The 12,836-nt window shown below is 44.0% G+C and carries 15 protein-coding genes; 3 read left to right on the top strand and 12 right to left on the bottom strand.

What is annotated here, in order from left to right; translation table 11 throughout:
- Nucleotides 1-58 precede the first annotated feature (58 nt).
- Together ACTHQF_RS03680 and ACTHQF_RS03675 are read right to left on the bottom strand one after the other, a co-directional pair.
- Nucleotides 59-286 (bottom strand): hypothetical protein, encoded by a 228-nt coding sequence (locus tag ACTHQF_RS03680; protein ID WP_440428502.1) that lies wholly within the window; start codon nucleotides 284-286, stop codon nucleotides 59-61.
- Between the two features lie 185 nt (nucleotides 287-471).
- Complete coding sequence (locus tag ACTHQF_RS03675; protein ID WP_440428501.1) at nucleotides 472-1,221, bottom strand: DUF4197 domain-containing protein; 750 nt, start codon at nucleotides 1,219-1,221, stop codon at nucleotides 472-474.
- Between the two features lie 110 nt (nucleotides 1,222-1,331).
- On the opposite strand from ACTHQF_RS03675, the gene ACTHQF_RS03670 reads away from it, so the two are divergent.
- Both ACTHQF_RS03670 and ACTHQF_RS03665 read left to right on the top strand, forming a co-directional pair.
- Nucleotides 1,332-1,913 (top strand): RNA polymerase sigma factor, encoded by a 582-nt coding sequence (locus ACTHQF_RS03670; RefSeq protein ID WP_440428500.1) that lies wholly within the window; start codon nucleotides 1,332-1,334, stop codon nucleotides 1,911-1,913.
- Complete coding sequence (locus tag ACTHQF_RS03665; RefSeq protein ID WP_440428499.1) at nucleotides 1,888-2,544, top strand: energy transducer TonB; 657 nt, start codon at nucleotides 1,888-1,890, stop codon at nucleotides 2,542-2,544. Before ACTHQF_RS03670 ends, ACTHQF_RS03665 begins: the two co-directional genes overlap by 26 nt.
- 23 nt (nucleotides 2,545-2,567) lie before the next feature.
- On the opposite strand, the gene ACTHQF_RS03660 is transcribed toward ACTHQF_RS03665, so the two are convergent.
- From ACTHQF_RS03660 to ACTHQF_RS03615, 10 genes are all read right to left on the bottom strand, one after another.
- Nucleotides 2,568-3,581: an anion permease gene (locus ACTHQF_RS03660; RefSeq protein ID WP_440428498.1), complete on the bottom strand. Its 1,014-nt coding sequence runs from the start codon at nucleotides 3,579-3,581 to the stop codon at nucleotides 2,568-2,570.
- 11 nt (nucleotides 3,582-3,592) lie between these two features.
- A complete protein-coding gene (locus tag ACTHQF_RS03655; protein ID WP_440428497.1) occupies nucleotides 3,593-4,234 on the bottom strand; it encodes a DUF47 domain-containing protein in 642 nt (213 codons plus the stop codon).
- Nucleotides 4,235-4,455: 221 nt separating this feature from the next.
- A complete protein-coding gene (locus tag ACTHQF_RS03650) occupies nucleotides 4,456-5,667 on the bottom strand; it encodes an alpha/beta hydrolase-fold protein (RefSeq protein WP_440428496.1) in 1,212 nt (403 codons plus the stop codon).
- Nucleotides 5,668-5,737: 70 nt separating this feature from the next.
- The gene (locus tag ACTHQF_RS03645; RefSeq protein ID WP_440428495.1) at nucleotides 5,738-6,301 is read right to left on the bottom strand and encodes a dihydrofolate reductase family protein; all 564 of its coding nucleotides are present in this window, start codon (nucleotides 6,299-6,301) and stop codon (nucleotides 5,738-5,740) included.
- A gap of 282 nt (nucleotides 6,302-6,583) precedes the next feature.
- Complete coding sequence (locus ACTHQF_RS03640) at nucleotides 6,584-7,186, bottom strand: hypothetical protein (RefSeq protein WP_440428494.1); 603 nt, start codon at nucleotides 7,184-7,186, stop codon at nucleotides 6,584-6,586.
- Between the two features lie 128 nt (nucleotides 7,187-7,314).
- Complete coding sequence (locus tag ACTHQF_RS03635) at nucleotides 7,315-8,340, bottom strand: sensor histidine kinase (protein ID WP_440428493.1); 1,026 nt, start codon at nucleotides 8,338-8,340, stop codon at nucleotides 7,315-7,317.
- A 62-nt stretch (nucleotides 8,341-8,402) separates the two neighbouring features.
- The gene (locus ACTHQF_RS03630) at nucleotides 8,403-9,167 is read right to left on the bottom strand and encodes a TIGR03915 family putative DNA repair protein (protein ID WP_440428492.1); all 765 of its coding nucleotides are present in this window, start codon (nucleotides 9,165-9,167) and stop codon (nucleotides 8,403-8,405) included.
- Nucleotides 9,167-10,423: a putative DNA modification/repair radical SAM protein gene (locus ACTHQF_RS03625; RefSeq protein ID WP_440428491.1), complete on the bottom strand. Its 1,257-nt coding sequence runs from the start codon at nucleotides 10,421-10,423 to the stop codon at nucleotides 9,167-9,169. The genes ACTHQF_RS03630 and ACTHQF_RS03625 overlap by 1 nt, the downstream gene beginning before the upstream one ends.
- A 54-nt stretch (nucleotides 10,424-10,477) precedes the next feature.
- Nucleotides 10,478-11,131, bottom strand: a complete 654-nt coding sequence (locus ACTHQF_RS03620; RefSeq protein WP_440428490.1) for an HD domain-containing protein — start codon at nucleotides 11,129-11,131, stop codon at nucleotides 10,478-10,480.
- Between the two features lie 15 nt (nucleotides 11,132-11,146).
- On the bottom strand, nucleotides 11,147-12,334 hold the full coding sequence (locus ACTHQF_RS03615) for a THUMP domain-containing class I SAM-dependent RNA methyltransferase (protein WP_440428489.1): 1,188 nt from the start codon (nucleotides 12,332-12,334) through the stop codon (nucleotides 11,147-11,149).
- A 71-nt stretch (nucleotides 12,335-12,405) separates the two neighbouring features.
- On the opposite strand from ACTHQF_RS03615, the gene ACTHQF_RS03610 reads away from it, so the two are divergent.
- Complete coding sequence (locus ACTHQF_RS03610) at nucleotides 12,406-12,774, top strand: DUF3127 domain-containing protein (RefSeq protein ID WP_440428488.1); 369 nt, start codon at nucleotides 12,406-12,408, stop codon at nucleotides 12,772-12,774.
- Nucleotides 12,775-12,836: the final 62 nt, after the last annotated feature.

Raw genomic sequence — 12,836 nt, 5'->3', positions numbered from 1 at the left:
TTAAGGGCTGCTTTTTCCTGAAAGCAGCCCTTAACAATCATATGATCTAAATAGGCGTTTATCGTTCGCCAGTTCTTGCTAAGCTGCTGCCGAATGCGTAAGTCTTCAGCAGATAGATCATTGCAAAGATTGGTGGAACACCAAAGATCCCAACCAGCCAAAAGATCATGGAAATTCCACGTTCGTTTCTTAATACTTTGTAGGCAGCAAAGACTACCGTAGAGAAAATGAAGAGTATCAGGAGCCATATTTCTGTTGCTCCCAGATTGATGAACGTCAATAACATAAGCAGTTAATTTTCTGAAAAATACTAAAAAATCAGGATATCAAAAAGACCTGGTTCGGCTATTCAGCGCCTCCCTAGCGCCTTTTCTTCGCCTGGAGCCGAAGCATAGGCGAAGAAAAGGCGAACAATAGGCGGCGAAGAGGCGACCAGGAACCGAAAGTGCTACCTCGATTTATGCCACTTAATTACTTGTTTTTATCTGCGTAACCGAACACTTTTTTAAGCAGGGTAGTAGAGCGTGCGTTGATGTTCTGGCGAATCTGTAGTTCTTCCTGGGCAACCTGTACAAACATGCCGTCAATTGCTTTTTGAGTTACATACGCTGTAAGATCTGCATTAACGGGTTTTACCAATGGGATCTTGTTATAGCTGTTCGCGGCTTCGGTCCAGTATTTTGTTGCACCTACTTTATTGAGGCTGGAGCCTATGATCGGGCTGAACCTCGTCATCAGCTGTGCGGTGGTAACACGTTTGAAGTAGTCTGTGGCAGCGTCTTGTTTACCCAACAGAATGTTTGTAGCATCTGTAATGGTCATCTGTTTAATGGCGGCAAGAAAGATCGGCTTGGCCTCTTTCGCCGCATCTTCCGCAGCCCGGTTTAAGCTGGTGATTACATTATCAGCCACGCTGCCCAAACCCACACCACGAAGGGCGGTTTCAACTTTCTGCGCTTCAGGTGGGAAAAGGATCTTTACGGCCATATTCCCAAGGAAGCCGTCTTTCTCGGATAGCTTGTCTGCCCCGTTTGAAGTTCCGATTTCCAGTGCTTGTTTGATGCCTGAGGCGATCTCAAGCGTGCTCGGCGTGCCTGTGGCACCTGCCTGCTTCAGAATATTTCCCAGTTGGGCTTTTGATTGCACATCGCAGCTGCTGATAAATAGAAAGCAGGAGGCAATGGTCAGCATCACAGCATTTCTTAAAGATGATTTTTTCATACCGGCAAAATTGCAAATTTTCAGCCAGTAATTTTTTCGGGCGGTTTGTCGTTGATTCTCCTAAGAGGAATGAGAAATTATCTTTATACTTGATTTTATAAGATAACGCTTTGAAGTTTATAAAAGATAACACCAAATTAAAACAGCTGGAAGATGCTGAATTAATATCCAGGTACCAGCAAACGGGCGACCTGGAACTGCTTGGTGTGCTGTACAATCGCTACATGCACCTGGTATATGGTGTTTGCCTGAATTACTTCAAGGATGAGGAGCAAAGCAAAGATGCGGTGATGCAGATCTTCGAGGAGCTCGTGCTGAAAGTTAAGTTGCACCAGATTCAGAACTTCAAAAGCTGGTTGCATGTGCTTACCCGGAACCATTGTTTAATGGCGCTGCGGAAGCTGAGCAAAAATAATGTGGTCTCTTTGGAGGAAGGACTTGTGGAAAACAGTGATTTTGTGCATCTTGATATGGATAATGCTAAGGAAACGCAGCTAAGTACCATGGAAAAGTGCATGGAAACCCTTCCCCCGGAACAAAGGATCAGTGTAGACCTGTTTTACCTGCAGGAGAAGAACTACAAAGAAGTGGCAGCTATTACCGGATACGACCTGCAAAAGGTTAAAAGCTACATCCAGAATGGCAAAAGAAATTTAAAAATCTGTATTGAAAAAAATAGTGGAGGACAGTAACTGGTTAGATATTGATGTGCTTGAAGATTACCTGGATGGTAAGCTTGATGACAAGATGATGTACCGGGTGGAACGTGAAGCCCTGGAAGACCCTTTTGTTGCGCAGGCCTTGGCTGGATTGAGCCAGTCGCCAAAGCGATCCAGGCAGTCCTTATCGTTGTTGCAAAAGCAGCTTGAAACCCGCATTGCTGGCCATGAAGAAAGTAAAAAAGAATCAGTGATTACCGGGCAGCGCCTGAGTATTGCTGCTACGGCAGCGTTGATCTTCATCCTGGGGGGTATCATCTTCTGGATGAAGTATAACAACAATCAAAAGGCAAAAGTGCCGGCAGTAGTTGAGGTAAACCTCGATCCGGCACATGCCATGGACAAGGCTAAACCAACGGTTGGTTGGCCAGGCTATTTCAGTTATTTAAAAGAAAATAATCAGCTGACGAAAAAAGAGACGATTGGTAAGGCCGTAGAGTTGTCTTTTACGATCGGGAAAGACGGCAGGCCGGAGAATGTCAGGGTTTACAAGAGCCTGGGAAAAGCTTACGATGCGGAAGCCCTAAGACTGTTAAAAGCTGGACCGAACTGGGAAATCCCGCCTGATCCAGCTTTTGTAATGAAGTTGAATATTGATTTTTAAACCTGCCTCGGCAGGTTTTTTCATTATAAGATCACGTAGTGTACAAAGGCATAGGTTAAGCCTGCAAGGGTTGCGGAAACCGGGATGGTTAGTACCCAAGCCCATAAAAGGCTTACGGTTACACCCCAACGTACGGCTGACACCCTTTTCAGTAAGCCTACACCGACGATAGAACCGGTGATGGTGTGGGTCGTGGAAACCGGGATACCGAAATGTTCGGTGATACCTAGGGTCACGGCACCTGCAGATTCTGCGGCAACACCTTCAAAAGCATTTACCTTGGTAATTTTAGAACCCATCGTTTTCACGATCTTCCAGCCGCCACTCATGGTACCTAAACCAATGGCTGCATAACAGCTTATTGGGATCCATTCTGGCATGGCATCGCCAGGAGATAAAGCATTGGCAGAGATCATGGCCACATAGATAATACCCATTACTTTCTGTGCATCGTTACCACCGTGTGTAAAGCTCAATGCCGCAGATGAAATCAGCTGCAGTCTCTTAAACCACTTTTCAGCGGTTGAGGGCCTTGCATTTTTGGAGATGTGCATGATGATGATGGAGATCAGCACGGAGATGATCATTCCAATTACCGGGGCAAGCACGATAAAGGCAACTACTTTTAAGATCGGTGCAAAGTTTACCGCAGCAAAGGCGCTGCTACCCATGGTTAGTGCTTTCGCCATACCTGCGCCGGCAAAACCACCGATCAGCGTGTGCGAAGAACTTGATGGTACGCCGAACCACCAGGTAAAAAGATTCCAGGCAATTGCAGCAAGCAATCCGGATAAGATCACTTCCAGGGTAATAAACTCTTCAAAAACGGTTTTGGCAATGGTATTTGCAACTTTATGGTCTGTGAAAACGAAGTAAGCAGCCATGTTGAACACGGCAGCCCAGAGCACAGCCTGGAAGGGGGAGAGTACCTTGGTAGATACAATGGTTGCTATCGAGTTTGCTGCATCATGGAAACCATTGATATAGTCGAACGCAATAGCAAGTACAATTACTACAACCAATAAGGTAGTTATCATTTTACTTTGTTTTAAGCGTTTTTAACCAAAATGGATTCCAGCACATTTGCTGCATCCTCACATTTATCTGTTGCCAGTTCCAGGGTCTGCAGCACTTCTTTTTGCTTGATCAGTTCAATGGCATTGGTTTCAAACTCAAATAAACGTGCAATCGCCAGGTTACAAACGTAGTCTGCCTGATTTTCGCCGCTGTTGATTCTAACACAGGCATCAGCAATAACCCTGATGTTTTTAAAGCTTCTCAATTCTTTGATCGCCTTTTCAAGGTCAGTACACATTTCAACCAGCAGTTCTGCAAGTTTGATCATGGCATCGCCAATATTGGTGATGGCGTATAGTTCGATGTTGCTTGCAGATGCGTGAATATAATCTGCGATATCATCAACTGCACTGGCTAGTGCGTGGATATCCTCCCTGTCGAAAGGCGTGATAAAGTTCTTGCTTAGTTCAAGAAAGATAGAGTGGGTAATATCATCGCCCACGTGCTCAAGGCGTTCTATCTCTTTAATGTGTTCTTTTCTTTTTTCAAGATCAGTGGTGCTTAATGCAAGTAATAAAGCTTCTGAGATCCGAAGGATGTTGCTGCCAGCCTGCTCGAAGAGGGGTTGGAATTTTTTGTCTTTTGGGGTAAAGAACTTAAAAAGGTTGTTCATTGTATGTGTTTTTGGAAACTTGAATACCTTGCAAAAGTAGCCTTGCAATGTTAAGTTAATGTTAACACTTCACAATAATGTAATATGAGCCGAAGAATATTGAAGGCAGATTGGGTAATGTGACGCTGGGGGTACATTCTTGGTAGGCTACAGGTAGGTTATCAAAGTTCGGCTAGGATCGGGAGATTTGGTGTAATCTTCTGTTAAGCCTATTTCCAAAATTACTTCTTTTCACTAAGTAGCTTTTCCAATTTTGCTTTGCTCTCCGGAATATTTTTCAGCTTTAAAGCTGTTCTAAAAGCATTTATAGCCTTGGGTTTATTGCCGACAGCAACATAAAAATCTCCTAAAGAGTCATACCAATCCCCGTTGTTGGGATGGTTTGCAACATTGAGTTTGAATAACGATTCTGCTTTTTTAAACTGTTTGGTAGCGATCATCTGGTAACCTAAACTATTCACTTGGCGTTCAGCAGGTTTTATGGTATAACCCATCTGCATAGAAACATTGTTATAGTGCGCCACTAACAACGAATCCAGACTGAAGTTCGGATCTGCCATTTCACTGTCGTATATTCTAAGTTTATAGAAATCAAAAATGTATCTAAGTGCATCATATTCCCCCATAAACCTGACAGAGGGGTGGTTATCATCTTCGTAAAACTTGAATTTGTAACGAAGTTGATTTTGATTTGCTTTTTGGAGTTCTTTTATGAACCTTAAATTCGCCCGGATAAGGTCTGTATTTTCACTTGTATCTTTCTGGACAGTCAGCGTATCGATTCCTCTTTCCAATCGATTTGCCATAGCCATATACAGCGTTTTTCCTTTATAATTGTGAGTAGGTAACATGGTTTTTGCCTCTTCTACAACTTTCGCCTTATTCCACCACAAGGCACCATCCAGGGAAACATATGCATTAAACAAATTCGGTTTGTGAAGTAACGTATTCATCACAGTTAAGCCACCTACCGAATGGCCTATAAAGGTTTTATATGTTGTGGTAGGATAAGTTCGATCAATGTAAGGTATAAGCTCTTTTTCGATAAAAGACATAAACTTCTCTCCATTACCAACAAACCCTTTGAAATCTTTATCAGACCCGGTTGTTAATTCAGCTAACCTGTCGGACTGCGCTATCCCAACGACAATCATTGGAGGACACAGGCTTGTTTCTTCCATGTGCTCGGTAATACTTACGACACTATTAAAATTTTCGATACCATCCAACAGGTAAATCACAGGATAATTACCTCGATCTTTTATTTTGGCTCCACCGTTGCTTTTAGGAATATGGATCAGAACTTCACGATCCTGTCTTAAGATCTTTGAAGGTATGGTATCTGAAAATCCAGTGATGAAGCGAGTATTTTCTTGGGCTTGAACGTAAAAAGAGAATAGTAGGAAGATGACAGAACAATAAAGTGATTTCATTAATTGGTTCGGATATTTTTGTGTTTTCTGGTGCTAAGATATTTTATACTTTAGAATAATTACCTTTTAATTAGTTAACATTATTCCTTTTACGGTAGTAAAGGGCTATGCAGCCATTCTTGAAGGTCCGCGTTTCTACCAGTTCAAGCTTAAATTTTTCGGGGAGGCTGCCGGCATTAAGTAAATGTCTTCCACTACCGACCAGGACGGGGTGTACAACTAAGTAAAAGTCATCGATCAGGCCCGCCGTCATCAGTTCGGGCAACATGCTTACGGTATCAACCGAAATCGTTTTGCCAGGCTGCGCTTTCAGTTTCCGTAGTTCAGCTGCTGGGTCATCCCTGATGATTGTAGTCTTGCTGTCCATGGTTTCCAGAGATCGAGACACCACCACCTTATCAATGGAGACAAGCCTTTCCGCGAACCGGATTTCCGCAGCAGAGCCGGAACGGTCTTTTGCAACATCGGCCCAGTATGGAAACATGAGCTGATACATGACCCGGCCATAAAAAAGCAGATCCACATCATCCATCATCCAGGTAAAATATTCCATCAGCTCTTCAGTAGGCTCGCCTATGGTGTGATCGCAATAGCCATCCAGACTAATGTTTAAACAAAATGATACCTTTCTCATATTATAAAAATAGCTAAAGGTTGAAAGAGTTAGTGTTTTGTCACTAATCATTTTTTACTATTCTGTTTCGATTTTCAGCGCGTTTCCCAATGACGAAAATAGTAAGCTGTTCCTGCCTTAGTACGATCAGTTTGCCTTACTAAGCTCAGCTTCTCCCCAGTAAGCAACAACCCACTGATTTCCTTTTTGGATTATTTGATTATTGATGTCCTTTTTCCTTGAGCAACATGGCTTATCGCTCTATGTCTCCAGTCGGGCGTCAGTCCTTCTTCCGGCTTCGGATCACGAAATCCATGTATCTTCAACTTTGCTGATCACCCATTTATGGTCGATTTTTTTAATAGTGATTTTGTAGCCCAGACCACATTTTCCTCCACAATAATAACTTACATCTAAGAATCCATGTTCCTTGGTAACATTAAACTTTATATTAGAAAACACTAAAACACCTGCAAACTTAGGGTACTTAGCAATCCAGTTCTCATATTCAGCTGCTGGTTGTAATTCGGAAAGGTGCTTAAACGTGAACTTCCGACTATTAAAACGTTGTAATTCTGTTTTGTCGTCGATCAAGCCGCCCTTTCCAATAGCAATGATGAGGTTAAGTGTGTCATTTTTTAAGGCGTTCAATCTTTTTTCATGAACAACATCTCTTCTATATTGGCCAACGGTGTCTTTTCCAATCCAATTCCCCTTATGATCAAAAACATCTTTCCCGCTTTCCGGGAAACTTGTATAGAGTCTTTGATCCTTATAGGTCGAATCAACAACCTTTAAAAATATCTCGTTAAAAACATCTTGTTCAAACTCCTCCTCGGTAACCTTTTTTTCACAACTAAAGATTGTTAGTACGAATAGCAAAAAAGCGAACCTTACTCGACTCATGATTAAATGATTGATGATATGTATTCCAAGATCCGGTACCGCCATACTTTACGTCCCAAGAGACTGCTCGATCAAGTAGACTAATTTGTTGGTTTTAGCCAATGGGCACCTTTTTAGAATTTGACAACCTAACTCTTCTTTTCTAAAGTAAAGGCAAATGTGGTCCCGATTTGTAGGGTGCTTCTTACAGAGATGATTTGCTGATGTGCCTCCAGGATATGTTTCACGATGGCCAGACCAAGCCCTGTGCCACCTACTTCACGGGCGCGGTGAGAGTCTACCCGGTAGAAGCGTTCAAAAAGCCTTGGCAGGTGTTTTTCGTCGATGCCGATGCCATCATCCGTCACTTCAATAAGGTATTGATCATGCAGTTCAAAGATCTTGATGGCGGTAGAGCCATTTTCTTTACCATATTTTAAGGAGTTCTGGATCAGGTTGATCATAACCTGACGGATCTTCTCGCGGTCTGCCCAGACCATTGCCGGCGTGGTGTATTTTTCTTTGAAAGACAGCACTATGCCTTTAGCTTTTGCTTTGTCTTCCATGCCATCCATGATTTCACGGGCAAGATGTACAAAGTCGAACTTCTCATAATTAATTGGGATCTCACCAGTTTCCAGCTTGGAAATGGAGTCCAGGTCATTGATGAGGTAGCTTAAACGTTCTACGTTTTTGCCGGCCTTGTTCAGGAAGTTTTTCGCGGTATCCGGGTCATCATGCAGGCAGTCACACGCGGTTTCCACATAACCCTGAATGGCAAACAATGGCGTTTTAAATTCATGTGATACGTTGGAAAGGAACTCGCGCCTGAATTGTTCTTGCTTTTTAAGCACATCGATCTCTTTCTTTTTCTCGCGTGCCCATTCTTTAACCTCATGTTCCACATCATTGATCGGGTCGCTGCTTACGTATTCACCCAAAGCATCTTTGAGATCCTTACCAAGTTTCAGGTTATGGATAAGCTTATAGATCAGCTTGATTTTAGAGTAGATATACTTCTCTAACAGGTAGTAGAATACGATAAAGCTGGTGATGAATGATACCCCGAAAGATACCAGCATGTAATAAAGGCTACCCTGAAAATGGAAGTTTACCAGAGCAATGGAGATGGCTACTGCTGAAGCAGTGATTAATACGAGGACGCTTAACTTCATGTGTGTAAGCTACGAGTATTATTTAAATTTCAAATTAAGCTGACATGATGATTTCATCAAAATTATACCTGTTTTTCAGTAAGGTATTTCCAATAGCGTTTCGGTACATGCTGTACGTGTAGTTTGGTGTTCTTACGGGCAGGAATGTTGGTGCTTTTGAAGTAGTCTTTCCATAAAAGGGCATAGAGGTTTTCTTTCTCTGATAGTACATCCGGCTTAGTGTTCATCAGGTTGTGCTCTTCTGCCCGTTGCATGGTGATTTCTTCCAGCGAGTTCAGGTCGAAAAAGAGCCCGTAATGGCGTTTCAGGTCGTAGATGATCCATTGCTGATCCTGATATCGGTTGCGGAAGTGTTTACCAAGCAGGGGCAGTACATTGAAATCAGGGTCGATGCCGCAATAGAAGATCCCGTCTGCGGCATGCTGAAAACGGATGAAGGCTTCCATACGATGCTTTTCCCGTTCTACCTTGCGCGCCATCTGCGCCACTTCAAGCACATGTTCATTGCCGTAGTTGTTTTCGGCCCCTGGCGGGTTTTGAAACAGGTAGCAAATCAGCTGGAAAAGGTGTTCATGTGTTTCAGGTTTTTCGGAAAGGTAGGCGCAGGTGAGGCGACGGACCCAGCCTTTATCCAGCCGTTGCTGCAAGCCTTTCCATACGCGGGCAGCCTGCTGCTCGTTGGACAGGATTTGCATACATTGTTCAAATGCACCTGGTTGGTACAGCCGTTCATTGCGCAGGCTGACTTCACCGGGCTTGCGCTCGAACCACTCGAAGACCGCGCTGAGCAGGCCTTCCATACTGCCATCAAAGAGGTAGGTCTGCATTAAAAAAGTATAAGTTGATTGGTGTCGTGTTTCAGGTACTTACTCTGACTTTCGGCCAGGATGAAAGACTTGATCTGGGTACTTTGATAATCCTTCATTTGATAGGGGGTATCTGCACATTTGATGAAGTGTCTTGCGCGGTTGTAGGACACTCCGATCTTCTTTAGCTGGTCGATGCGCAGCTTGCCAAACTTACGCGCCTGTACAATCTTTTTGGCAGAGCCAACGCCGATGCCTGGTACACGCAGGATCATCTTGTAGTTTGCTACATTGATGTCTATCGGGAAGTAATGCAGGTTCCGCAGTGCCCAGCTTAGCTTGGGATCAATATCAATGTCCAGGTGTGGATTGGCATCATTCAGCAGTTCGTTGACATTGAAGCCATAGAAGCGCATGAGCCAGTCCGTCTGGTAGAGCCGGTTTTCGCGAATTAATGGCGGCTGACTGCCCAGCATCGGCAGTCGGTTATCGTTACTGATTGGGATGTATCCGGAATAATAGACGCGCTTTAAAGAAAAGTTTTTGTAGAAAGTATCTGCGGTTTGCATGATGTCCTTATCTGTTTCCGGTGTAGCTCCGATCACCATCTGTGTACTCTGGCCTGCAGGTACGAACTTCGGAACGCTTTTGATCAGCTTCTTTTCTTCCTTGAACTGCAGGATCTGCTTTTGCACCATATTCAGGGGATCGATCACTTCCTGGTGTGATTTATCAGGTGCGAGCAGTTTAAGTCCGCTTTCCGTTGGCATTTCCAGGTTGATGCTCATCCGGTCGGCATACATACCCGCTTCACGGATCAAGTCTTCACTGGCACCCGGGATGGTCTTCAAATGGATGTAACCGTTAAAGCGCTCTTCCAGGCGGAGTTTCTTAACCACACGTAATAATCGCTCCATCGTAAAATCAGCATTCTTAAAGATACCGGAGCTGAGGAACAGTCCTTCAATGAAGTTACGACGGTAGAAGTTCATGGTGAGTTCTACCACTTCTTCTACGGTGAAGGCAGCACGTTGAATGTCGTTGCTTTTGCGGGACACGCAGTAGGCACAATCGAAAATGCAGTGGTTGGTGAGCAGGATCTTTAGCAGGGAAACACAGCGGCCATCTTCGGTGTAGGTATGGCAGATTCCGGAAGCATGGCTATTGCCAAGGCCTTTGTTGTCGTTTTTACGGGTGCCGCCGCTGGAGGAACAAGAAACGTCATATTTTGCTGCATCAGCAAGAATATTCAGCTTTTCTCTAATACGTTCAGACATAGGATGATATTTACTAACAAAGATAGCAAATATCAGGCTAAAAATTTTAGTATATTAGCGTTTGCCTTCCCACTCTTTGTAAAATTGTTCCAGGTATTGGAGCATGAAGTCATGTCTTTGTTGCGCCATTGCTTTGCCTTTTTCCGTTCTCATCAAGTCTTTTAGCAGCAGTAGCTTTTCGTAGAAATGGTTTATGGTCGGTGCAGTGGTGTTCTTATAAGCTTCTTTGCTCATGTTTTCTACCGGAGGAATGGCAGGATCATAAAGCACGCGGTTCTTGAAACCGCCATAGGTGAAAGCGCGGGCAATGCCGATGGCGCCAATAGCATCCAGGCGGTCAGCATCCTGAACTACCTCAAGTTCTTTGGAGTGGAAACTCACGGTACCCAGGCTTGCTTTAAAGCTCATGTTCAGGATGATCTGTTTTACATGCAGGATGATTTCAGGCGCAAGGTTCAGGCTTGCCATAAACTCACCGGCGATGCGTGGACCGATCTCTTCATCGCCGTTATTGAACTTGCTGTCGGCAATGTCGTGCAGCAAAGCCGCAAGCGATACCACCAGGGTATCGGCCTGTGCAGATTCGTTTATGGTTAATGCAGTTTTGTAAACACGTTCGATATGAAACCAGTCGTGGCCTGCTTCAGCACCAGCCAGTGTTCTTTTTACAAAAGCAATAGTTTGCTGAATGATTTCCTTTTCTTGCATGCTTCTTTGAAGTTTCTAGTCTTTTACCGGGCGTTCGCCTTCTGGTCTGCGGCTACCGCTATACAATTCGTACTCCAGCATACGGCAATCTAACTTACCATTGTAGAACTCGAGTTTACGTGCAGCTTTAAGTCCGATCTTCTTTGCAAGATCTGGATTGCCCGTAAAGATGTAGCCGGTATAACTTTTACATTCTTTTTTCATGAAATCACCAATGCGTTTGTAGGTAAGCTCGAGCTGTGAATGCACTCCAAGACGCTCGCCATATTCCGGGTTGAAAACCACAACGCCGTTGGCATCCTGTGGAACTGGGGTTTCAGCGAAGTCGCAGACCTCGAAAGTGATCAGCGTATCCACTCCTGCAGTTTTCGCGTTTTTGCGACTTACATCAACAGCATCTTCTGAAATATCAGAAGCAACAATGGTCAGGTCTACGTTTTTAACTACCTGATCTTTAAGTATGCGGCGTTCTGCGAAGAAAACCTGCTCATCATAGCCAAGGATATGCATGAAACCATAATTCATGCGGTACAGTCCCGGGCGACGGTTGGTGGCCAGTAATGCCGCTTCAATGGCTAAAGTTCCAGATCCACACATGGGGTTGATGAAAGGCGATTTCATATCCCACTTGGTGCTCATGACTACACCTGCAGCAAGCGCTTCAAGCATGGGCGCTTTTCCAGGAATCTTACGGTAGCCGTGTTTGGCAAGTGTTTCACCCGAGGTGTCAATGAAGATATCTGCGTTTTCGTCTTTCCAGTAAAGGTGAATTACGGTCTTGTTGGCGTCGGCACCAGAATTCGGGCGGATACCCTTTTTCTCTTTGATGCGGTCAACAATTGCGTCCTTAACTTTCAGGTTGGTGAACAGTGGTGTGGTGATGGTTTCGTTATCCACATTTGAGGTAACAGAGAAATATCCGGCGAAATCGATCAGCTCTTCCCAAGGCATGTCGACCACTTCGCGGTAGAGTTCTTCGGGGCTGTTGATCTTGAAGCTTTTCAGCTGGTACAGGATCTGGCTTGCGCAGCGAAGGTTTAAATTGAGTTTTATACATTCCGTGAGGGTAATGTTAAGCTCAACGCCGGTAGGAAAAGACCTGATGATGGTGTAACCCAATGCGGAAACTTCATCGGCAAGGTAGCTGGCTAGCCTCTTGTTACAGGTTATAATAACCTTACTTTTGGTGTGGAAAACTTGCATAATTATTGTGCGAAGTTATCAATAAAATTATAGAGATTTGAACTTGCAAGAAGAATAAAAGCGTATTTGTTATGGAAATTAAAGGAAGAGTGCACGAGATCGGAGCAGTACAACAAATCAGTGAAACGTTCAAAAAACGTGACCTGATTGTGGAGTATGCAGAAAACCCGACCTATCCGGAATATTTAAGATTTGAAGCAATGCAGGATAAAACCTCTTTGTTTGATGGCTTAAAAGTAGGAGATGAAGTTGAAGTTTCTTTCAACCTTCGCGGACGTGCCTGGACAGATAAAACTGGAAAAACATCATACTTCAACAGTATGGTTGTTTGGAGAATCAATACTATAAGCAATAATGCAGGCGCAGGTGCTACACCTGATTATGCACCGCCGATTGACCTGAGCAGCAAGCCAGGTGATGACGACGACTTGCCTTTCTAAGAGCTTTTTAAGGAAACAATTTAATGCGAAAGCCGGGCGGGTCCCGGTTTTTTTTATGCTGT

The sequence above is a fragment of the Pedobacter sp. SAFR-022 genome (genome assembly GCF_051965375.1).
Classification (GTDB): Bacteria; Bacteroidota; Bacteroidia; order Sphingobacteriales; family Sphingobacteriaceae; genus Pedobacter.
Note: the sequence above shows the minus strand (reverse complement) of the source record. Positions and strands in the feature narration are given on the sequence as shown.